Consider the following 21,317-nt stretch of genomic DNA (forward strand, 5'->3'; position numbering starts at 1 on the left):
TTTATTAGATTCTATTACTCTTCTGTTTTTTGGTCGTTTTTTTCTGGATTTTCTGATTTCGATGACCAATCTAATTTGTTTAGTGCTCCAATTTCGATTGAATAATCTTTGATATTGATATGTGATTTAAAACCGCTTACTAAATTAGAAGCTATGTCTTCCGCTGTTAGCCCACCTTGAGATGTGAACCTGCCTTCTGAAAAGAATCTACGGTGGTTGATTCTAAGGTAACTCAACCAACTAGAATTGATTTTGTATCCCACTTCCGCTTTTGAAGCCCAACCTAAGCCATAGTTTTCAGAAAAGAAATTAATCGACCTTTGTACATGGAAATCTCTTGTTTTGATTCTTCCGAAGGAAGGCATAAAATTTAGGTCTAAATAGAAATCCCCCGACGAATAACGATAGCCACCGCCGGCAAAGAATTCCCAAAGATCGTTGGAAAAACTAAGTCCAATTCCGATGGGTCCGTAGAATACTGGGGTTGATTCTATGAACTGGTTCACATCGTAAAATAGGTATTTGAAGTATGAATATCTAACGCCTGTTGATAAGAAAAATCCAGATCCATTGGACCAGTAATTAGGATTTGCATCTTGAAAATAATATCTTCCATACAATTCTGCTCTATTTTCGTAAACAGTAGATTTCCCTTTTCCATCTGCAAAGTTTCGGCTCCCTGAATAGATAGTTGCCGAATCTCTATAACTCCATTCTCGCGTTGCAATATTTGTCGTATTTTCAGTTGATACAGTTCCAAGGACAAAATCTTCATCTCTTGCCTGACCAGATTTTTGATTCCAGCCAGTTGTTTTTAAAGCACCATTTATTTCCCATCTATCTTTAGTATAAATTCCTTGGATTCCAAAGAGTGTAAATGTTCGTGGGAATGTGATTCTAGAGCCACCACGAATACCCGATAAATTTGGGTATTTGTTACCCGTTTCAAAGATGTATTCTCCACCTGCTTTTTCGGCTGTCGGGCCCCATATTATTTCCGCAGAGACTGAAGTTATGTTTAAGAATAAAAAAATCAGAGGTAATGTGGAAAATTTAGGCACCAACGTAGCTTCTATTTTACCCATTAGTTGTAAATTCCTAAATTAAAACTTAGGGAGATGTGAATTGAAGGATTTTAGAAACCTTGGCAGCGGACAGTTTTTTCTTAGGGGTGAAACCATTTCACCCCTAAGAGACATAATTAAATTGACAGTATGGACAGACTCAAGCAATCTTTGGGAAGGTTATGGCCAAAACAGATCCGACACTTACCGAAGAAGAAGCTGCCAAATTTGTTGGTTTGAACATGGATGAGTTCTCAGATAAGGCGTCAAGTTTGAAGATCCCTGGGTGGAAATCTGGAGAATTCAAACAATCCGTTTTACTTAAATATTTTGAACCAACTCGTTCCGATGGTTTTGATAGTCATGTCATCGCAGTATCAAATCAAAAAGGAGGGGAGGGGAAAACAACTATCAGTTTATATTTAGCAGAGGCTCTCGCCGAGAACCATAAGGTTCTTTTGATCGATTGGGATCCACAGGCAAACGCAACACAGCTTTTTTTGAAAGATGATGTACCTTCGGTGATGGATTATTTGGGTTACCGCGGGAAAAAAGCAAAGAACATTGAGCCGGCAATCAAGACGATTGGCGAAAATTTTGATTTACTCCCCTCTACTTTGGAACTCGCAAACTTAACTACACCTTATGAGCGAGATGATTTTGAATTACTTAATGAAGCAATCCTTCCTTTGCGTTCACGTTACGAATATATTATCATCGATTGCCCTCCTTCACTTGGGCTTATATTAGAGAATGCTTTGATTTGTGCTGATTACATTCTAGTTCCAATTCAAACTAGAGCTTTTAGTTTGCAAGGGATCAGAGATCTTTATGAAACCTTTCAGAAAATACAAAGAAAGGCGAACCAAAGATTAAAGTTATTAGGCGCAGTTCTAAACCAATATGAAGGCCAAAAGGCACTTGCTGGTTTGGCTGAAGGGGTAAAAAAATATTTCCCCGTATTTGAAACAGTCATTCAACGTCGAGAAGCAATACCGCAGGCCCAAGCTAAGATGTCTTTTTTGGCCAAAATTGACTTAACAACAATGAAAAATTTTAGAGATCTTGCAGTAGAGGTTAAAAGTAAAATCGATGTCCAAAAAAACTGAATTCCAAGCTTTAGATTTAATCTCCGCATACTCCGAGAAGAAAAAGAACCCTTCGCATTTGGAGCTTAGTCAAATTTTTCCGAATCCAACTCAGCCACGTTTAATTGGTCGTGATGATACAACGGATTTGGTTCCGTCGATGGAAAGGTTAGGGCTCATTGAACCAATTTTAGTTAGAAAAGATAAAGGTAAGTATTTAATTGTCGCCGGGGAACGTCGTTACCGTGCTGCGATTAAGTTGGGATGGAAAGAAATTCCCGCTATTGTAACGGACGCCAATGAAGATGTTTGTTACGAGATGTCCCTTGCGGAAAATGAGAAACGCAAGAACCTGAATCCTTGGGAAGTAGGTAAAGCGATCCAATTTCTCCGCAAAGAAAAAAGAAAAACTGCAGAGGAAGTATCCGAATTGTTGGGTTACAGCGGAAGGTATGTAAAACAACTTAGTAGTATAGCTAGGTTGGATCAGAGATCGGTTATGGAATTGATGATTAGCGGGAAACCGCTTTCAGTAAAGAACCTAGAAGAATTACTAAAACGTAAAGAAAACAGAGGGGGTGAAATCATTTCACCCCGTGTAGCACCTGGTTCAGGCCGTATTAGTATCAATTTGGGTAAACTAAGTGGAAAGGTCAGAGATAACTTTTTAAAAGAACTGAGCTTACTCAAAAAGAAATACGGAATTAACGAATAGAGGAAAAATGAAGTCAATTTTAAAACTTAAGACGATTGAGGATATCGACAGAGAGTTATCAATCATTATAGCTTGTGAAAAAAAACAAAAAGCAGACATTAGTTTAAGCCAAGTTTACGATTTTCTCGCCGAATCTATTGAATTATCAATCCAGAGAATTGGATCTACGAATAAAAGAAACACTATCAATAAATTATTGGGTAAATATAAATATGCAAAGCTTCTTTCGAAAGGAAATTACACCAAAGCCAATCAGATTCCTGGGTTTCCACCAAAAGATTTAGGTGATGCGGACTCAGCACTCCTAAGATTAAAAACATCTTTGACAGCATTTAGATTACACTCTGGTCCATTTGCTGAACATTCCGTATTTGGCGAGTTGGATAAAAAACAATGGGAAAGGATTCATGCAATACTCGCTGTTTTTTTGTTTGGTTATATACAGTTATATGGCGATGAAAAGTTAAGGTTTGCGAAAGAGAGAGAACAAAGGAAAGAAAAATCCTTTACTGAAAAAAAACATAATCATCCACAAAAGAAAAAAGATGATCGGGATATAAAACCGAGTGGTCATAACAGCCGCAAATGGAAAAACAAAAAAAAACCGCACCACAAAGGTAATAAAAACCAAGGTGGCGGCCCTAGATGAAAGTTTGTCTAGTGGCTGGAAGTCACAGAAAAAACTCCCAATCTTTAAAAGTCGGCAAGTTTCTTGCAAAAACACTAGAAGCAAAAGGGATCGAAACTTTACTTTTAGATTTAGGTGGAAGTCCGCTACCTCTTTGGGAACCTACAATGTGGGAGAAAGATTCTGAAATTAAAAAATTTTGGTTAGAATACAGTGCTGGATTTTCAAGTGCTGATGCATATGTATTCCTTTCGCCAGAGTATGCTGGTATGGCTAGTCCAGCTTTAAAGAATTTTTTTCTTTATCTAACTGGTGGAGATATATCTCACAAACCAGGTCTTATCATTACTGTCTCTAGCGGAATGGGTGGCAGTTACCCAAATGCAGAACTTAGAATGTCCAGTTATAAAAACACCCGAATTGTTTATATCCCCGACCATGTGATTGTTCGTCATGTTGAATCCATATTGAATTCGGAACTTCCCGAAGGAAAGGACGACGAATACATTAGGGCTAGACTCAATTATACACTCAATGTACTAGTTGAGTATGCAAAAGCTCTTAACGCAGTTCGCCAGAGTGGCGTAATCGATATAAAGACTTACCCTTTTGGATTATAATAGCAATAAGAATCGGAATTCCAACATTCAAAATTAAAGTTACTAAATAACCTAAAAATGGTCCTCCAAAAAAATAAGGGTCTACACTATGCATCAAATGGATGACAAAAGGATGTAAAAGGAAAATGAAAAGGCTATTGTTTCCTATGTAACTGATCCAATGGATTGTTGTTTGACCAAAATTTGGTATTACTTCCCAAATAACAAAAAAGAAGAATATTGGATACACTAGGTGGTGGTTTTTGAAATCTAAATAATAAACTGCACTGAATAGGACGATTAAGAATAGTAAAATCAAAGATAGGGAACCGAAGAGTAGTGATACTTTCACTTTTGGTTTGTTTTTTTCTTCATTGGAGAGTCCAATTTGAATTCCTAGTATAAAGAAAAATAAATAATTTAGAACAGAAATGGAATGGTATTCATCTGGCAGTATTGAATCAAAATATCCTAAGTTAGAAGCTAAATTAATTATGAATGATAAAAATAGAATTGGTTTGATAAATGTCTTGCTTATGAGAAATTTTTCAAACAAGTAAAAGAAAACATAGAATTGTACTAATAGTGGGACAAAATAGAAAGGTGCAAAAACTTTTCCTAAACAATAAAACTGTATAAATTCCCATACATGGTAATTGTTATATTTTAGCAGATAACCAATCATTGACGCAAAAGTATAAGGCAGAAGAAGGTTCTTTATTTTTGAAATCCAGTATCCTTCTTTTTTTCGAAGGAATATAGCGGATGTTAGTATAAATAGAGGAACTGAGAAGCGAGATAAATTGGAAAAAAACAGAGTTGTATGGATTACTAATTTGTCTGCTGGATGAAAGAACTGAAAGTACGAGTGGATATGGATTAATACAATTCCCACCATGGCAAATCCTCGCAGGATATCGAATCGATTCTCTCTTTTGCCGGTAACTGCTAATGGATGCGGAAGAGAGTAGGGGATTTGGAAAACCCAAAGATACAAGGCCCCAAGCCCTGCTAGTATGATCCCTAGTAATTCCCATTCCATAAATGCTATCTCCTTTACGGCATTTTCTTTTCAGATTTCCTGGGGGAAAGGAAAATGAATTCAGATTTTAGGCAAAATAGCCAAAAATAGATACAGGAGCCACGAATCAATGAGCAAACTCAACATTCCGCCAAATCAGAGGATCTTCAAAGAAGGGGAACTGAATAATGCGATGTATATCATCCTCCAAGGGAACGTTGAGATTTTTTTTACAGTGAACAATAGCCAAACTCGATTGGCATTGATGAAACCTGGAGATTTTTTTGGGGAGATGGCACTATTTAGTTCTAACCCAAGAAGTGCCACTGCAAGAACGATTACAAATTGTGAAGTTGCCGTCATTGAAAGTAAACAACAGCTGGAAAACTTTCTAGTTAAGAATCCAAAGTTTGCAGCAAAGATGGTTTCGATTATGGCAGATCGATTGGCTCGTACGAATGAACTATTAATTAGTAGTATGGAAAAATCAGTAGCTAAGAAAATTGAATTTAGTACAGATGTGGGAAAAGAACACCAAATTGGAATTAGTGATGTACAAGATGTGGAATGACTATCCGTAAATTGTGGGTAAGTTTTTTTTGATCAAGGTAATTTCTAAGATGGGAGCATAACTGAGTAGATTTTTAATTGTAACTGCCTGACCTTCCGCTTTCAAAAACTCTGTTAGGATTTCGAGTGTTTCTTCCGGTGGAAGATTGGAAATGCTTGGATATTCGGGATGACCTACTAAGTTGAATGTTTCTGCTAGTTTTGGATCTTCTAATTGTTGGTCATCAAGGTTCAGTAATTCTTTCCAGTTCATAATTAAATTAATAGAGTTTGGTATTCTTCTCTATGTTCCTCGAATTGAAGTTTAAACCTTTCTTGTATTTCGCGAAATTCCTTTTCTGACGTAATTTCAAAATATTCCAATACTTCCGGTTCCACAGTGAAATAATTTCCTTTTCCGCGACCAATATTAGCCAAAATATCTGAAAGATAAATGATTTGGCAAAGGATGTTATTTCTGGTTTTGCACTGCCAAGGTTTATGATGGAAACGAATGACATCGAGAATCTCCTCAGGGAAATTCCATTTTTCTGCCATCAGGTATCCGATTTCTGAATGAGTAGTTCCTAAAGTATATTCTTCCACCCATTCAGAAATCTCATTATTGTCATCACTTCTAAGAACGCGGATCTGATTTACTTGGCTTAGATCTAAAGAAAGAAGCACCATTCTTCCTAAATCATGGAGTAGGGCAGATATGATCGCAGGTTCTAATAACTTTAAATGTTTTTTTCGGTCTTCGATCAGGAACCGAGCATACATGGATGTTTTGAAGGAATGAGTCCAAACTAAAACTTGTTTCGCATAACGAGAGTTAAGAACTTTTTTTGCACCTAGTGTCAAAAAAATGGACTCGAGGTTTTTTAAGCCAATTCGTTTTACACCATCAAGTACGGAAATTATTGGAATATGTGCACCAAATAAAGGTGAGTTTGCTATTTTTAAGATTTCTGCTGTTATGGCTGGGTCTTTTTCAACTTGCGAGGAAATTTCATGCCAATCTACATCTTTTTTCTTAGCGATTAAAATTAGCTTTTGGATTTGCGGAGGTAACGGAGGTAGACTACTGACTTCACGTAATAATAGGTTTTTAATATTCGATTGGTATTCTTTTGGGATTAGTTGTTTAGGAATTCTGATGACCACTTCTGTATAGTCTTCGGTTGTCATCAATTGAAAGAACTGATTAGAAATCCCTGAGTTTCTGAGTAATATATGGATCAGTACAATTCCAAGCCCGGAACTTTCTTCGTTATCAACTGATTCGCGATAGGCGTCATTGATGTTTTTGTATTTTGCTGAGGCTTGTACTCGTTTTAAAATTCTATTTTTTTCTTCCGGAAGGATTTTTGCATTATTTCTGACTTTAAACTCTATATAGTCTTCTTTAAAAATTGTGCTTAATGTTATCTTGAAATTTGAATGATCCAGTGATAAAAACACTCTTTTGCGGTTATGACCAAATTCATCCTTAAACATTGGGATTCCTCTAGCATAATCCTTTTCATCCCAGAGGTTTAGTCCTTGTTCTTGGAAAAAAACACGTTTGCCGTTAGCCTTACATCCGTTTACTAGTAGTTCACTGAGAATGGTAAAGAGGATTTCATGCAGAAATTCTAGGGAAATGCTTCGAACCACTCTTCCGATCCAAACGTCCAGTTCAGGGCAGTCGATTTCCGAAAAGTGGACATATTCTTTGGAAATCAGTTTTCCGGAAAGAAAGTCCTCCTGGAAGGTGATGAGTGGGGGAATCGACATGATAAACCTGTTTTGAACCTTGTTTCTCTTTTTGAAAACAGAAAATTTTATTTTGAAATTTGAGTCAGGATTCCGATAATGAAGACTATGGAACTCTCGAAAAAATCCCTTTTGATTACCCTTGTATTATTTGTAGCAGTTGCGTCTATTTCTGCCCAAGATACTAAACCGCAAGTTACCCCCGCTGATGTGAGCCAAGAGAATCACGATTCGAAAGAGGGACAAGATAAAGAGTTATTCGAATACTATTATAAAACTCGCCCAGAAAATTTACCACCTAATAAAGCTAAATTAGAGTATAACTTGATTAAGACGCTCAAAAAAGAAATAATGAGTCGCGACTATTCAAAAGAGTCTGCAGAAGCGATCAAAAAAATAGACGCAACCAACATTCAATTTGAAAGAGTATATCGAGAGAGTAAATGGCTTCGTGGTTTTATGACACAAAACACTCATTTAAATTATTCAGAATTCATGTACATAGTAAAACATGATAAATATATGTGTTTTGTTAGTTTTGATGTTAATCCTGAGACTTATTTACAACAATCTCGTCAGTCTCATTTAGTTTTTGCTGCGAAGGATAAGTTCGAGATAATAATCCCCAAACCCTAAAGATTATTGTAAGACCAACTAATACAAGTAAATAGATAAAGCCATATTGAAAGTATTTTTCTAAGTTTTCCAAAAGGGGGAGTGGTTCTTCATTCCCCTTGATTCGCGAAATAGCTGTTTGTTTCCCAAAAATTCCAATTTCCCTCTTATACACCTCAATGGTATCACCTAACCGCAGTCTTTTGTAAATGGAATAGGGAATCCTTTCTGTAATTTCATAGAGAGATCCATTGCTGAGCCCAAAACTATAGTGGCATTGGTAAGCAATGGGAAATTGATTTTTGACACGGGAAAGTTCCTGTACAATGGCAAAACTTCGGTTTTTTTCCTCGTTTAAGGTAGCTGTTTCTGACTTGAGGTAGTTATTTTCGAAATGAACAAGAGAATAGAATAGGGATATGACAAGAAAGGATACGAAAACCGAATTGGCGATCCAAACGGGAATTCGGGGAGACATCTAGGACTTAGATGGCTCCTCAAAAGACTTTAAAGCTTCTTCGCGATCACTATAGAATTGAAAAGCATTCGAAAGACCAAGCAAATGAAAGACCTGTAAGATGGAACTAGTCACTCCCACGAGAGCCATTTCTTTATTTCTTTTTTGTAAGTTCATTTTAACATCCAAAATCATTCGAATGCCAAGACTTGAGATGTATCGAAGTTCTGAAAAATCCAAAATGAGATGTTTTCTATCGGCTCCGACCATTTCATCTAAGATCGTTTGAGTGATACGATCGAGTGGCCCGGATTCCATACGACCTTTGATTTGGACGATGACGGTTCCATTGATGCGTTTTTGCTCTATTTCGTATGGTAAGTCTTGCATGGATTCCCCTCTCTTTAGCGGAACAATTACAAATAATTTCTCAGGCGATAACCGAATCGTCGCCTTTGCGTAAGGTGGAAAGGGATAGTGTCTCTCTGTAAGAGAGTCAACCGCTAGTCCACCATTCATTTCGGAAATAACTTCCACTTGATCTAAAGCCCTAAAATCTGCCAAGGAAAACTCTGTTTCTCGAGACTTCACTCGTATTTCTCGAGAATAAACATGGAAAAAAGGCTCATGTTTTGAAAATGGCTGGAATTTCTTTGGAAAACAGGAACTGATCCATCCAGTTGATCCTGCACCGGTATAGACAAGTAGTCCCGAACATTTTTGTTCTTCTTTGTTGCCTTGGTAGGAAATCCAAAACCTTGAAGTGAGATCAGGGCTGTTGTTTCGAATCGAAAGTTCGCAAATAGCAGGGACAGTTCTTAGTTTTGTCCCATTTGGATAATGAATTTCCGTATCGAGTAGGGACCATGACTCTAGTTTTGTTTGAGAGAAGTTATTTTTAACTGCTTTTTTTAATTCTTCCGCAGTAAACCCAAGGAGAGCGCCCACTGAGGAGTTTGGATCGGAATTACATCCAATTAAGTGAGTATTTCCTGCCAAATGGGCTACATAAGTAAAATGATTATCTCCACCATGAGCCACAATTAAGTCATACCTGGTTCCACCTTCCGGATCAAAATTTTCCCGAAAAACAAAGTCGGCATTTGGAAATACTTGTGATTTTAGAAACTCACGGGACTGTAATTGTCTTTCATGCGATTCCAATGTCCTTTCAAAGACTTCAGGATTGTGACGTGCGACTTCCTTATAGGCTTGAATGGAACCGTAAGTTTCCAAATCTAATTCGTATTTGGTACGTTTGAAGACCACTACGACCTGTTTATACTTGGTTGAAGCCATGAGTTTTGGAAGAAATTCCTATTTTCCTTAGGGAAATAAAGGTTTTTTTACAAAAACTTCGTTTTTCTTAGGAAATTTGCAGAAAAATTGTATCCAAAATCAATTTAATCTTGTACCAAATCATGTAGTTTTATAAATAATGTGTAACCGTTAAATGGTTTAGAGGAAAATCAAAGTATGGCAACAACTCCTACCCCAATGAAGAAGTCCGAAATGCTCAGCGAACTCGCTGAAATAACTGGTATGACCAAAAAGAACGTAGCAGCGTTCTTAGACTCCTTTGTTGATCTCGCTTATAAAGAAACCAAGAAAAACGGTGCTTTCATCATTCCAGGTTTAGGAAAACTTGTTAAACGCAATCGTCCAAAACGTAAAGGAAGAAACCCAGCAACCGGTGAAGCGATTGTAATTCCTGCTAAAACTGTTGTTAAATTCACACTTTCTAAAACTTGCAAAGATGCAGTTGTGCCTCCTAAAAAATAATTTAGTTTGTGAACCCAGGAGGATGTCCCCCTGGGCATTTTATGGATAAAAAACCTTATCCGTTTTTACCTTTTGAAGATTCTCTCGTAGGAGAGAAAATTCTTCTCGTTTGGCAGCAAAGCCATCACTCAGTGAAAAATCTCAAAGATCATCTTTTAAAAGCATTAGAGATCACTGAAGACCAGATCGTATTTACTCCTAATGCCATTAAACAAAAGTTAATGGTTTCCTATCCAACCGAAATTCGTTCTTTCATTGATAAGGGAGAACTATCGAATATCACCAATTTGTTGTTACAGATTGCGAAAGGTAAATCAGAGTCATATCCTATTCCAGCACTTGACATAACATTAGAACTCATCGAATGGATTTTAACAGGGTTTGATTTGGACGATGTTCTTGTAGAAACCTTATCTGCATTATTCGATACATCCTTAACGAATGAATTCATTGATCATGTAAGAGCAGAATACATCAAAGAATTTCGTGGTTGAAGAATTTTCAATTCCCAAGGTTATTTTGATTGTCAAATATTGAACTTGGTTCAAATTTTGGAACAAATAAGGACTTTGGTTACCAATATGCAAACTCGTACAATTTATAAATGGGGATCTCCCGATGTAGAAGAAAAACTACCGGAACATACATTGAAATTTTTGGAACAGCAGTTCCCTGTAGATAAAGAGTTTAAAGCATCCCTTCCTAAAGGAGAAATTCCACTCAATTCCTTAAAAAAATCAAAGATCACACAAACTACTATTACAAAACTCAAACAAATTGTTGGTAAAGATTATGTTTCGTTAGACGATGCAACGCGGGCTAGGCATTCCATTGGAAAGTTTTATACAGAAATTTATAAAGCAAGATTTGGTGAAGTGACTGACGTAGTTGATGTAGTTGTATCGCCGAAAAATGAACAGGAAGTCATAGAAATTATTTCATTAGCGAATGCTGGAAAAATCCCTGTGATTCCTTATGGAGCAGGTTCCACAGTGACCAAAGCTTTGCAAGCTCCAAAAGGTGGGATCTCCTTAGATTTATCTCGCCTGAGTCGTATCATTGAATTCAATGCTATAGATTCTACTGTGACAGTAGAGGCAGGTGTTTACGGTCCTGTTTTGGAAAAACATTTGAATGAACGTGGATACACTTGCGGCCACTTCCCCCAATCATTCGAATTTTCTACTGTTGGTGGTTGGATAGCTGCAAAAGGCGCCGGACAAGCCTCCACAGGTTATGGAAAGATAGAGGATATACTCCTTAGTCTAACAGCCATTACTCCCTCAGGGAAATTTGAATCAAAAGCTTATCCGGCTGCTTCCATTGGACCCGATTTATTCCGTTTGTTTCTTGGAACCGAAGGAAGTTTTGGAGTCATAACCAAAGCCACATTAAAAATTAGGAAGTATCATCCAGAAAATTCAGCAAAAGGTTCTTTTATATTTAAGAACTTTGAGAAGGCTGTGGAAACCATGCGAGATGTCATGCAAGCTGGATTTGGCAAACCACATTTCTTTCGTATCCAAGATCCGGAAGAAACGGACATTTCGTTCCATATGAGTGGCCTTCATGGTGGAAAAGAAGATTTGTTTTTACGATTCATTGGATACAAACCAATGGAAAGGTCCCTCATGCATATCATTGTAGATGGAGATCCGTCCTATTCTAAAGAAGTATTAAAAAAGATTAAAAAAATTGCCAAACGGAATGGTGGATTTTCGACAGGAGAATCTCCAGTAAATAAGTGGTTACACCAAAGGTACTCCAGTGCATACCTCCGTGATTATCTAATGGACGAAGGGATCAGAATTGATACTTTAGAGACGGCTGTTAGTTGGTCTAACCTTCATGAACTATGGGAAAAAACTCGTGCTTATATCAAAAGTCATGAAAACACATCATGTATGGTGCATATCTCTCATGCTTATGAAAATGGTGCCAATTTGTATTTTATTTTCTTAAGTCCTATGAACCAAAAGAATGAAGAGGCTAATTTTGTGAAATTTCACAAGGGAATCATTGATAGCATCCATAAACATGGAGGTTCCCTTTCTCACCACCATGGAGTTGGAAGGATGTTATCTCCTTGGATGGAAGGAGAAGTAGGGAAAGAAGGGCTTCGGATTTTATCATCTCTTAAGAAAACATTTGATCCTAAAGGAATCATGAATCCGGGCGGATTGTTAGGACTTAAATAATGGGCGTTTCTGAAAGGAAAAAACGAGAATTTGCACAAAGAGAAACGGATATTCTTCATTGTGCCATTGAACTCTTTAGAACCAAACATCCATCTCTAGTAAAGATGGATGATATTGCAAAACAATTAGAAATAGGTCGGGGGACGATTTATCTCCATTTCAAAAGTAAAGACGATTTGATGGCACGCATTCAATATGAGGATTATGTAAGACTTAGAGCTCGTTTGGAAAAGGCCTTTGATGAACAAACTGCTATAGAAATGTCAAGAAAGGCAATACGTGCCTACATTGATCATTGTTTAGGAGATCGTCATATGTACATTGTTGCTAAACAATGCGGTGTCAATTTAAACATTGATAATGTCTCTGATGATATGCGCAGACTTTTAACAGAGGAAAGAACAAACCGGCTAACACTTTTAGAAAAGATCTATAAACAAGCAAAACTAGAAAATCTAATCAATTCCAGAGGGACTTATCCAAACGTTGCAGTTGCTTGGGGAATGATTCGCGGTGCAGTGGAAGTCATTTTGGATGGGCACTTTCAAAATGAAATCAAAAGTGAAAAAGCCTATCTAGACACGATTGAACATGTATTATTCTATGGATTATTTTCTGGTGGTAACAAAGGAGAGACTTGATGAGAAAGATTAAAGTTATTCTAAATCCTGTATCAGGCGGAGGTCTTTCTGCAAAAGTTTGGAAAAAAGTAGAACCCGAGCTACAAAAAAGAGGAATTCCTTATGAATTTGAAGCTACCACTAAGGATAGAGCAGCGAGAGATATCGCAAAAGACGCCGTCAAACAAGGGTTCCATTGGATCATTGGAATCGGTGGTGATGGTACCTTTTCAAATGTTATCAATGGCCTTTTCGAAAATGGAAAACTAATCAATAAAAATGTTATTTTTAGTCCCATTCCTGCGGGTCGTGGAAATGACTTTATTAAAACCGTGAAAGTTCCCAAAAATCCTATCAAGGCATTAGAACAGATTTTGAACGGACAAGAAAGGATAATTGATTTAATTGCAGTTACTTACACAAAAGCAGACAAAACAAAAGGAAATTATCTCTGTTTGAACTTAGCTGACTTTGGAATGGGTGGAGAAGTAGTGTATAAAGTCAATCGTTCCAAACTTGCAACAATTTTAGGAGGGAAAGGAGTATTTCTTTTATATTCCTTTCTTGGTTTATTTACTTATACCAATAAAAAGATTACTCTGACTCTCTCAAAGTTTGAAAAAATTACAAATCAGTGTCGGTTAGTAGTCTGCGCTAACGGCGAATATGCGGGTGGTGGCATGTGGTTTGCACCCAAAGCAAAACTCGATGATGGTAAAATGGATTTTCTTGCAATTCAGAATGTCACTGTTTTGGAAACCCTTCGAAAATTTGGTAAATTGTATCAAGGAAAGTTATCAGATGATTCTAAAGTGATTTCCAAACAAATAACTGAATTAACTGCAGATTCAGAAGAAGATGTTTTTATCGATGTGGACGGCGAAAATATGGGCCAACTTCCTGCCCATTTTAAAGTACTACCGAAAGTCTTACCTATCAAATGTTAATAGAATGAAACAAATAACAAAATTAGAAAGTTCTAGATTAAAGCATCTCAAAAACGAATACGACATCGTCATCATTGGTGGCGGAATTACCGGTGCCAATGTACTTTGGGATGCAACCCTTCGCGGTTATAATTGCCTGCTTGTGGAAAAAAACGATTATGCTTCCGGTACAAGCCAAGCCACTTCAAAATTAATTCATGGGGGACTCAGATATCTTAAGAATTTTGAATTTGCACTGGTCCGTGAATCTTTATCGGAAAGAAGATACTTAGCAAAAATTTCTCCTCATGCGGTACGTCCCATGGGTTTTATCATTCCGATCCGATCATGGTTTCAAAGGATTCAGTTATTTTTAGGAATGGAATTGTACAATGCCCTATCCTTCGATCGAAACAAGGAAATTGATCCTGATGTACAACTTCCTAGATACCGATGGAATTCCCTTGCTGAAACGATTTATAAAGTAATTGGCCTTGGCAGAAAATTTTTAATAGGTAGTTTTCAATACTACGACTATGCCAATCCCAATCCGGAAAAACATACAACTGAATTTATTTTGTCTGCGAAAGAAAAGGGTGCCCATGCTTTTAATTATCTTTCCGTGACTACATTAAAAAAACAAAATAGCGGTGGTTATACGGTTGGTCTTACTGACTCCATTTCTGGAAAAAAAGTATTAGTTTCCACTAAAGTTGTTGTGAATTCCGCAGGTCCCTGGGCCGACGTGATTGAGACTATGACTGGTGTCACTGCAGAGAAAAAATTAGTACGTTCTAAAGGGATTCATGCGGTAGTACGCAATATTTGTGGAAATGAATGTGTTGTATTATCGAAAAGAGATGGATCTCATCTTTTTGTGATTCCCTGGAGAGGGAAAACCATTGTAGGGACTACAGATACAGCCTATGAAGATGCCCCCGATCTGTTTAAAGTCAAACAATCCGAAATTGTAGATTTATTAGATGAAGTGAATCATAGTTTTGGATTCGCAAAATTGACTCTAAAAGATGTGGATTATTACTATGGTGGCCTTCGTCCGTTAGTGGAAGATCCGGGAAGTACGGAAGGTACCTATTCTGCTTCCCGAAAATCAGAAATCTTTCATTATGAAAAAGAAGGTTTCCCTGGTTTCTTTTCTGCGTTAGGTGGAAAGTATACTACAAGCCGTGCCGTTGCAGAATCTTTAGTCAATGCAATTGATTTATTTTCTAAGGGGTCTGAGTCAAGTTGTGTCACAAAATTTACTCCACTTCTTGGCGGAAGATACCAAAATCTAAAAGAACTTACGACAGAATTAGAGTTCAAATTTCCAAAAACACCTGGATCAAAAATTGATACTTTATCGAAACGGTATGGAAGTGTGACATGGAAAATTCTGTCTTTAGAAGGAAGTGATACGTACCGCATTCCGAATGGAGAGATTTACTATGAAGAAGAAGTCGAATATTTGGTAACTCATGAAGATATCCTTCATCTAACGGATTTTTACTTTAGAAGGTCTGGGGTAGGTACTGTGGGAAACCTTGATCCTCAAGAAAGAACTCGGTTAGACAAAAAAATTGCAAAAGTACTCGGTTGGAATGCGGACCGACTCAAAGAAGAAATTAAGGCTGTGGATCAAAGATACAAGTGGTTTGTTGACTGATGGCAAGAATCACCATTGATATTCCTGAAAAACAAATTTATTCTACAGATCTAAGTGTAAGGATCTCGGATATTAACTTCGCTGGGCATTTGGCTCATGATGCGATTTTAACTTTAACTCATGAATGCCGGGCCCGTTTTTTTCACTTCCATGGTTGGACTGAAATCAATGTAGAAGGGAAGGGGATTGTAGTTTCTGATGTGGCCATAGTGTATAAATCTGAAGCTTTTTTCCCTGATGATTTAGAGATGCAGCTCTATGTGGACAATGTGTCCAAAAAATCTTTAGAGATGGTTTATGTGATTACACATAAAAATGGAGGAAAAGAAATTGCGAGAGCCAAAACTGCCATCGTATTCTTTGATTATGCGGAAAGAAAACCTTGTCCTATTCCTGAAGTTTTTTTAAAAGTTCTAGGACCAGTGGGATGACTTTTATTTGATTTTTTTTTGGATAGAGGAAACAATTTTACGTTCCTCTTCTTCATACTTTAATTTATGAATTCCGCCGATTGGGTTTCGTTTGACAGCTCTGTTCCATTGTGACGATTCTAATTCTTCCCAAATCGAAATCCCCCACCTACCATACTCATTCCGGATCCACTGTGTGAGTTGGATAAGTGTTTCCGCATTTTTGTCCTTTCTCTTTTCATAATGCAGGATGTATTGTAATAGTTCTTCGATTCCTTTTCGTTTTGTAACTGAAGTTTTGAAAATGGGCGGAAGCGACTGGTTGGGAAGGATATCTTTGATGAATTCCAAAGTAGATTGTAACATATAGTAACTAGAATTTGCCAACGATTCTTCATCACATTTGTTGATGATGAATGCTTCTGGTACTTCCATAATTCCAGACTTCATAAATTGAACTTGGTCACCACCCAGAGGTTGCATTACAAGAAAAGACAAGTCGGAGATTAGTGAAACAGAAATTTCGTTTTGGCCAATTCCTACTGTTTCCACAAATACATAATCAAAGATCCGTCTTAAAAATCGAATCACATGGTAAGTATAGGGATTCAGTCCTCCCAGTTCTAATTGGGATGGTTGGGATCGAAAATACAGTCTATTGTCTCGCCTTGGAAGTGTAACGCGAGTTCTATCTCCTAAGATGGAACCTCCACTTACATTAGAAGAAGGATCAATGGCTACGATTGCCATTTTTTTATCTGGAGCAAATTCTAAAAAAAGTCGGCATAATTCACCAAGTAACGAAGATTTGCCGGCACCAGGAGTTCCAGTAATGCCAATGGTAATTCCTTCTTTAAAATTTGGTTTTTGGTGTGATAGTTCCTGAAATAAAGACTCTCTGAATTCTAAATTCTTTTCGGTTTCAATTTTAGAAATGATTTTGGCAATCGGATATTTTTCACCTACCAGTGCATCAGAAACCAATTGGGATAATGATTCTTTAGTATCAATCAAGGGATGTTGCCATTATTTAGATATAAAATAGAGTAGTGTAAACTTCCATTGCAAATTTGGAATTTGAATTGCAATGGAAGTTAAAAAAACGGGTCTTCGTGATTAAACGAGAACTGGTTCTACGGTAATGATGTCGATGATTTTCTCCATAATCGACATTAGATCATAATCTTTTGGTGTAAAGATTTCACGAATACCCATAGCTCTTAGTTCCTCAAAATCGGATTCAGGAATGATTCCTCCAATCACAACAGGGATTTTTGCCTTGTAATGAGTGAGTTCATCAAACAATTGTTTCACGATTTCTTTGTGAGAACCAGAAAGAATAGAGAGTCCAATGACATTGGCATTTTCTTCCACGGCGGACTGTACTATCTCTTCCGGAGAAAGGCGAATTCCTGAATAAATCACATCAAAACCACTATGTTTTGCAGAAACTGCAATCATCTCTGCTCCATTCGAATGGCCATCGAGACCTGGTTTTCCTACTACAATTTTTGGTCTATGTCCATTGGCTTTTGTAAAGGCTTCCACTTTTCCGCGAACAGTAGATACTTTATCATCTGACAAAAAGAGTTTTTGACCATCTACTCCAGTAGGTGGGTTGTATTCTCCATATACTTCACGAAGAGCATCGGCCCATTCTCCTGTGGTTACAAGAGCTTTTGCACAAGCAATCGAGAAAGGCATAAGGTTTTTCCCGTCTTTTGCTGCTTGTTTTAAATCAGCTAATGATTTTTTTGCAGCCTCTGCGTTACGACGTGTTTTTGCTTCTGCCAATACGTTTAATGTTTGTTCTGCGGATTTTGGATCTACTTTAAAAATTCCGCCATCGGAGTCTGTCATCAGAGGGGATTTAATTCCGTCGGTCCATTTGTTTTTACCAACAATCACAAGTTCATTGGAATTGATTTTTGAAAGTCTCTCAGTTTGTGATTTCACAAGTTGAGATTTCATGTATCCATTCTCAATCGCAACAAGGGCTCCGCCCATATCGACGATTTTTTGAATTTCAAGTTTGGCTTCTTCTTTCAAAGCTTTTACTTTTGATTCAATGACTTTAGAACCTTCGAAGATGTCTGGGTATTCGAGTAGGTCTGTTTCGTAGGCAAGGACTTGTTGTAATCGTAGTGACCATTGTTGGTCCCAAGGTCTTGGAAGAGATAGTGCTTCGTTCCAAGCAGGAAGTTGTAATGCACGGCATCTTGCATTTCTGGAAAGTGTCACACCAAGTGATTCGATTAGAATTCTCCATGCGTTGTTTTCCGGTTGTTCTTCTGTAAGGCCAAGGGAGTTTACTTGCACTCCATAACGGAACACTCTGTACTTTGCCGTTTTGACTCCGTAACGTTCTTTGGTAATTTCTTCCCACATTTCAGTGAATGCGCGCATTTTGCACATTTCTTCTACAAAACGAATCCCTGCGTTGACAAAGAAGGAAATCCTGCCGACACACTGTTCAAATTCATCCGCTGTAAAACAATTTCTTTCTTTGATGGCATCTAACACGGCAATGGCTGTTGCTAAAGCAAAGGAAAGTTCTTGTACGGGAGTGGCACCTGCTTCTTGTAAGTGGTAAGAACAAATGTTAGATGGATTCCATTTTGGAATCTTGTGCAAACTATACTCATACATATCCACGATGATTTTCATGGATTCCTTTGGAGGGTAAATGTAGGTTCCGCGTGCTAGATATTCTTTGATTAAATCATTTTGAGTGGTTCCATTGAGTTTCTCTAAAGGCACACCTCTTTCTTCTGCCAGCGCCACATATAGGGAAAGTAACCACATGGAAGTTCCATTGATGGTCATGGAGGTGTTCATCTCTTCAATCGGGATCTGGTCGAATAAAATACGAAAGTCTTCGAGAGAGTTGATAGGAACTCCCACCTTTCCGATTTCTGGGCGTGATACCTCGTGGTCGGAACTATAACCACACTGTGTTGGGAGATCAAATGCAATGGAAAGCCCTGTTTGGCCTTTAGAAAGGTTCTTTCTGTACAACTCATTGGAGGCTTTTGCATTGGTATGCCCTGCATAAGTCCTAAAAATCCATGGTTTGTCAGGTTTTCCCTGTCCATTCTCGTCCACGAGAAGGTAATCTTTTTTTTCGGCGGACATTCTTTGCCTCGTTTTATAAATTCTATGTATAATTGAAAATCTTCTGGAATATTTTCACCTAAAAATTTATACAGGACTAGGCAATTTGAGCCTTTTCCAAGATGCGCGACCCAAAACCTTTTTCACCACTTCCTTTCCTTTTTAGCATCTTACTCTTAAGTTTGGGCTTTGCACTGTTCTCTTATTTTAGACCTTTTCCTACAACGGAAACAGAATGGGAGTTTTTGGCTAATATCAAGGCTGCTACCGAAGAAGGGGGACTCGTTTCCGCCAGAGAACCTCTCGCGATCTGGTTTGTTGTCGCATGGAAGAAACTTTTTGGGATGAATTATATCCCTTCCTTTCTTGTGTTAGCTGGAATTTTTTACAGTCTTTTCTTACATCTTTTTATGTTGTTGCTAAAGCAAGAAGAGTGGAAACGAAACCATTACCTTTTGGTCTACTTGGCAGCCTTTTTGCCTTTTTCGTACGGTTTCCCCACTTCCTATTTTACAGAAACACTTTGCCTTGTATTTTTACTTTTAGTTTTTCTCACGTTTCGATTGGAAAAGATGACAGACCTTTTGGTTTTTCCTACTTTTACCGCTCTTGCCTTCTTTTCTAGTTTTATCATGTTCTATCTTGGGTTTACCTTCTTTGTCATCTTTACGGGAATTCGTGGATCTCGCAAAGCAGCCCAAAAAACATCAGTATTCTATAAAAAGAAAAATGTACCTTTTCTATTTTTACTTGGATACCTAGGATTTTTTATCCTCTCTCTCATTTACTTCTCTTATACAGATTTTTTTGGACGAAACTCCGTTGGATTTTTATTCAAAACTTGGTATTCTTCAGCACTTCTCATTCTATTCCCTCTTGTCGTTCTTGGAATTGGGCATGTCTTATTAAAAACAGAAAAAGAATTAAATACCATCACTGCTTCCATTATACTTGTACTTTGTATTGCAGGTTCTATTTATTTTGTTTTCAAAAACTTAAAATCAGCGGATAAAGAACCATGGGATCTACAATCCAAAAATCTTACCAAAGCATTTGGACAAGCTCTCATTTTAAAATCAGATCCTATTTATTTACCGAAGGAATTTTCCTTTGCTTTTTATTTTCAAACAGGTACTAAAACCAAATACATACGGGAAGACAAAGTTACCGATAAATCGTTTTTGTATGTGGATGGAATTTGGAACCAAGACATCCAATTGATACAGAAGTCAGGACTCTTCCGACGTAACTCTAGATCTTTTGCTATCGTACCTATTAGTGAAGATGATGTTCTCATCCAAAGAGCAACGGCTGAAAAAATTAAAAATGAGAAGAGTTTGCAGTTTATCGCTAAAAAAGTGGAAGATGCATGGCTTGGAACTGCCACAAAACATCCATTTGATGTTTATACAGCCGGATTACAGAAAAAATTTGGATATTTAACTTTTTATTAAATCAAAAGTTTTAAGAACTAAAATCTTTATAATAACGTTTGACTTTGTTTACGTATTTTTGTGTTTCTTCGTAAGGAGGAATGCCTTTATACCGTTTGACTGCCCCAGGTCCGGCATTGTAAGCTGCGATCGCTTTTTCAGGATCTTTGAACTCTTTCATAAGCCCTTTTAAAAACTTCACTCCACCACCGATATTATCTTCAGGATCAAAGGGATCAGTCACTCCTAAAGATTCCGCAGTTTCTGGCATCAGTTGCATAAGTCCCATAGCCCCTTTCGGTGATACGGCTTTGGGTTTAAAATCCGATTCTGCTTTGACCATGGCTTTAACCAAATTGGGATCCATCCCTTGGGATTTGGCAATGGATTCAATGGTTCCTAAGATATCATTTGGTTTAGTGTTTCTACCTGCCTGTGAGGAAGTAGGGAATTGCGATTTAGATTCTTCCGGGAAAGGGAGTGTGATGGAATCTACTGGGTTTGGATTCGAGGAAGAGGTTGGATTTCCGGATTGTTTTGTCTGGTTCCATTCTCTTTCCAAAACATCGGGAAAGGAAACGAGAGACTTGGGATTTTCCGAAAGTTTGGATAGGGACTCCATCCGATTCAACACAGAAGATACAGAAGGAATATCAGTCAATCTCACAACTTAA

The 21,317-nt window shown here is 37.5% G+C and carries 23 protein-coding genes; 14 read left to right on the forward strand and 9 right to left on the reverse strand.

The genetic code is table 11. The features are described from left to right. Positions 1-14: 14 nt before the first annotated feature. Entirely contained in the window at positions 15-1,085 is a 1,071-nt protein-coding gene (locus LEP1GSC203_RS18935; protein ID WP_002975792.1) for a putative porin, read from the reverse strand. A gap of 161 nt (positions 1,086-1,246) precedes the next feature. Between LEP1GSC203_RS18935 and LEP1GSC203_RS18940 the strand changes: the two genes are divergently transcribed. Genes LEP1GSC203_RS18940 through LEP1GSC203_RS18955 form a run of 4 tightly spaced genes read left to right on the forward strand, consistent with a single transcriptional unit; the run spans position 1,247 to position 4,115 of the window. Beyond that, positions 1,247-2,173: a ParA family protein gene (locus LEP1GSC203_RS18940; protein WP_002975747.1), complete on the forward strand. Its 927-nt coding sequence runs from the start codon at positions 1,247-1,249 to the stop codon at positions 2,171-2,173. Further along, positions 2,157-2,867, forward strand: coding sequence for a ParB/RepB/Spo0J family partition protein (locus tag LEP1GSC203_RS18945; RefSeq protein WP_002975736.1), 711 nt, complete (start codon positions 2,157-2,159; stop codon positions 2,865-2,867). Before LEP1GSC203_RS18940 ends, LEP1GSC203_RS18945 begins: the two co-directional genes overlap by 17 nt. A gap of 7 nt (positions 2,868-2,874) precedes the next feature. After that, on the forward strand, positions 2,875-3,516 hold the full coding sequence (locus LEP1GSC203_RS18950; protein WP_002975756.1) for a DUF1569 domain-containing protein: 642 nt from the start codon (positions 2,875-2,877) through the stop codon (positions 3,514-3,516). Next, positions 3,513-4,115, forward strand: a complete 603-nt coding sequence (locus LEP1GSC203_RS18955; protein ID WP_039938488.1) for an NADPH-dependent FMN reductase — start codon at positions 3,513-3,515, stop codon at positions 4,113-4,115. The genes LEP1GSC203_RS18950 and LEP1GSC203_RS18955 overlap by 4 nt, the downstream gene beginning before the upstream one ends. Here the strand turns inward: LEP1GSC203_RS18955 and LEP1GSC203_RS18960 are convergent. Next, the gene (locus LEP1GSC203_RS18960; protein WP_002975598.1) at positions 4,057-5,136 is read right to left on the reverse strand and encodes an acyltransferase family protein; all 1,080 of its coding nucleotides are present in this window, start codon (positions 5,134-5,136) and stop codon (positions 4,057-4,059) included. The two genes, LEP1GSC203_RS18955 and LEP1GSC203_RS18960, sit on opposite strands and share 59 nt — an antisense overlap. A 109-nt stretch (positions 5,137-5,245) precedes the next feature. Between LEP1GSC203_RS18960 and LEP1GSC203_RS18965 the strand changes: the two genes are divergently transcribed. After that, a complete protein-coding gene (locus LEP1GSC203_RS18965; protein WP_002975769.1) occupies positions 5,246-5,686 on the forward strand; it encodes a Crp/Fnr family transcriptional regulator in 441 nt (146 codons plus the stop codon). Here the strand turns inward: LEP1GSC203_RS18965 and LEP1GSC203_RS18970 are convergent, their stop codons facing one another. Beyond that, positions 5,687-5,938, reverse strand: a complete 252-nt coding sequence (locus LEP1GSC203_RS18970; RefSeq protein ID WP_002975686.1) for a hypothetical protein — start codon at positions 5,936-5,938, stop codon at positions 5,687-5,689. A 2-nt stretch (positions 5,939-5,940) separates the two neighbouring features. Beyond that, positions 5,941-7,443 (reverse strand): HDOD domain-containing protein, encoded by a 1,503-nt coding sequence (locus LEP1GSC203_RS18975; RefSeq protein ID WP_002975795.1) that lies wholly within the window; start codon positions 7,441-7,443, stop codon positions 5,941-5,943. 87 nt (positions 7,444-7,530) lie between these two features. On the opposite strand from LEP1GSC203_RS18975, the gene LEP1GSC203_RS18980 reads away from it, so the two are divergent. After that, on the forward strand, positions 7,531-8,058 hold the full coding sequence (locus LEP1GSC203_RS18980; protein WP_232225946.1) for a hypothetical protein: 528 nt from the start codon (positions 7,531-7,533) through the stop codon (positions 8,056-8,058). Here the strand turns inward: LEP1GSC203_RS18980 and LEP1GSC203_RS18985 are convergent. Both LEP1GSC203_RS18985 and LEP1GSC203_RS18990 read right to left on the reverse strand, forming a co-directional pair. Further along, a complete protein-coding gene (locus LEP1GSC203_RS18985) occupies positions 7,967-8,515 on the reverse strand; it encodes a hypothetical protein (protein WP_002975681.1) in 549 nt (182 codons plus the stop codon). The two genes, LEP1GSC203_RS18980 and LEP1GSC203_RS18985, sit on opposite strands and share 92 nt — an antisense overlap. After that, the gene (locus LEP1GSC203_RS18990; RefSeq protein WP_002975746.1) at positions 8,516-9,793 is read right to left on the reverse strand and encodes an STAS domain-containing protein; all 1,278 of its coding nucleotides are present in this window, start codon (positions 9,791-9,793) and stop codon (positions 8,516-8,518) included. It abuts the gene before it with no gap. 177 nt (positions 9,794-9,970) lie between these two features. Between LEP1GSC203_RS18990 and LEP1GSC203_RS18995 the strand changes: the two genes are divergently transcribed. The 7 genes from LEP1GSC203_RS18995 to LEP1GSC203_RS19025 all read left to right on the forward strand — a co-directional run bounded on the left by LEP1GSC203_RS18995 (position 9,971) and on the right by LEP1GSC203_RS19025 (position 16,117). Continuing rightward, positions 9,971-10,276, forward strand: a complete 306-nt coding sequence (locus tag LEP1GSC203_RS18995) for an HU family DNA-binding protein (RefSeq protein WP_002975595.1) — start codon at positions 9,971-9,973, stop codon at positions 10,274-10,276. 41 nt (positions 10,277-10,317) lie between these two features. Further along, positions 10,318-10,770, forward strand: a complete 453-nt coding sequence (locus LEP1GSC203_RS19000) for a hypothetical protein (RefSeq protein WP_002975673.1) — start codon at positions 10,318-10,320, stop codon at positions 10,768-10,770. 87 nt (positions 10,771-10,857) lie between these two features. After that, complete coding sequence (locus tag LEP1GSC203_RS19005; RefSeq protein ID WP_002975799.1) at positions 10,858-12,474, forward strand: FAD-binding oxidoreductase; 1,617 nt, start codon at positions 10,858-10,860, stop codon at positions 12,472-12,474. Next, positions 12,474-13,115 carry a TetR/AcrR family transcriptional regulator gene (locus tag LEP1GSC203_RS19010; RefSeq protein WP_002975694.1) on the forward strand — a complete coding sequence of 214 codons (642 nt, stop codon included), beginning with the start codon at positions 12,474-12,476 and terminating at the stop codon, positions 13,113-13,115. The genes LEP1GSC203_RS19005 and LEP1GSC203_RS19010 overlap by 1 nt, the downstream gene beginning before the upstream one ends. After that, positions 13,115-14,041: a diacylglycerol/lipid kinase family protein gene (locus LEP1GSC203_RS19015; RefSeq protein WP_002975727.1), complete on the forward strand. Its 927-nt coding sequence runs from the start codon at positions 13,115-13,117 to the stop codon at positions 14,039-14,041. Before LEP1GSC203_RS19010 ends, LEP1GSC203_RS19015 begins: the two co-directional genes overlap by 1 nt. Positions 14,042-14,045: 4 nt before the next feature. After that, the gene (locus LEP1GSC203_RS19020) at positions 14,046-15,686 is read left to right on the forward strand and encodes a glycerol-3-phosphate dehydrogenase/oxidase (RefSeq protein ID WP_002975750.1); all 1,641 of its coding nucleotides are present in this window, start codon (positions 14,046-14,048) and stop codon (positions 15,684-15,686) included. Beyond that, positions 15,686-16,117, forward strand: coding sequence for an acyl-CoA thioesterase (locus LEP1GSC203_RS19025; RefSeq protein ID WP_002975619.1), 432 nt, complete (start codon positions 15,686-15,688; stop codon positions 16,115-16,117). Before LEP1GSC203_RS19020 ends, LEP1GSC203_RS19025 begins: the two co-directional genes overlap by 1 nt. Before the next feature lie 3 nt (positions 16,118-16,120). Here LEP1GSC203_RS19025 and LEP1GSC203_RS19030 read toward each other — a convergent pair whose 3' ends face one another. Together LEP1GSC203_RS19030 and LEP1GSC203_RS19035 are read right to left on the reverse strand one after the other, a co-directional pair. Next, positions 16,121-17,110, reverse strand: coding sequence for a P-loop NTPase family protein (locus LEP1GSC203_RS19030; protein ID WP_002975729.1), 990 nt, complete (start codon positions 17,108-17,110; stop codon positions 16,121-16,123). A 102-nt stretch (positions 17,111-17,212) separates the two neighbouring features. Continuing rightward, on the reverse strand, positions 17,213-19,231 hold the full coding sequence (locus LEP1GSC203_RS19035; RefSeq protein ID WP_002975731.1) for a protein meaA: 2,019 nt from the start codon (positions 19,229-19,231) through the stop codon (positions 17,213-17,215). Positions 19,232-19,455: 224 nt separating this feature from the next. On the opposite strand from LEP1GSC203_RS19035, the gene LEP1GSC203_RS19040 reads away from it, so the two are divergent. Next, the gene (locus LEP1GSC203_RS19040) at positions 19,456-20,664 is read left to right on the forward strand and encodes a hypothetical protein (protein WP_232225947.1); all 1,209 of its coding nucleotides are present in this window, start codon (positions 19,456-19,458) and stop codon (positions 20,662-20,664) included. A gap of 10 nt (positions 20,665-20,674) precedes the next feature. Here the strand turns inward: LEP1GSC203_RS19040 and LEP1GSC203_RS19045 are convergent, their stop codons facing one another. Next, positions 20,675-21,310 carry a lytic transglycosylase domain-containing protein gene (locus tag LEP1GSC203_RS19045; protein WP_039938492.1) on the reverse strand — a complete coding sequence of 212 codons (636 nt, stop codon included), beginning with the start codon at positions 21,308-21,310 and terminating at the stop codon, positions 20,675-20,677. Between the last annotated feature and the right edge of the window lie 7 nt (positions 21,311-21,317).

The sequence above is a fragment of the Leptospira terpstrae serovar Hualin str. LT 11-33 = ATCC 700639 genome (genome assembly GCF_000332495.1).
In the GTDB taxonomy this organism is placed as follows: Bacteria; Spirochaetota; Leptospiria; order Leptospirales; family Leptospiraceae; genus Leptospira_A; species Leptospira_A terpstrae.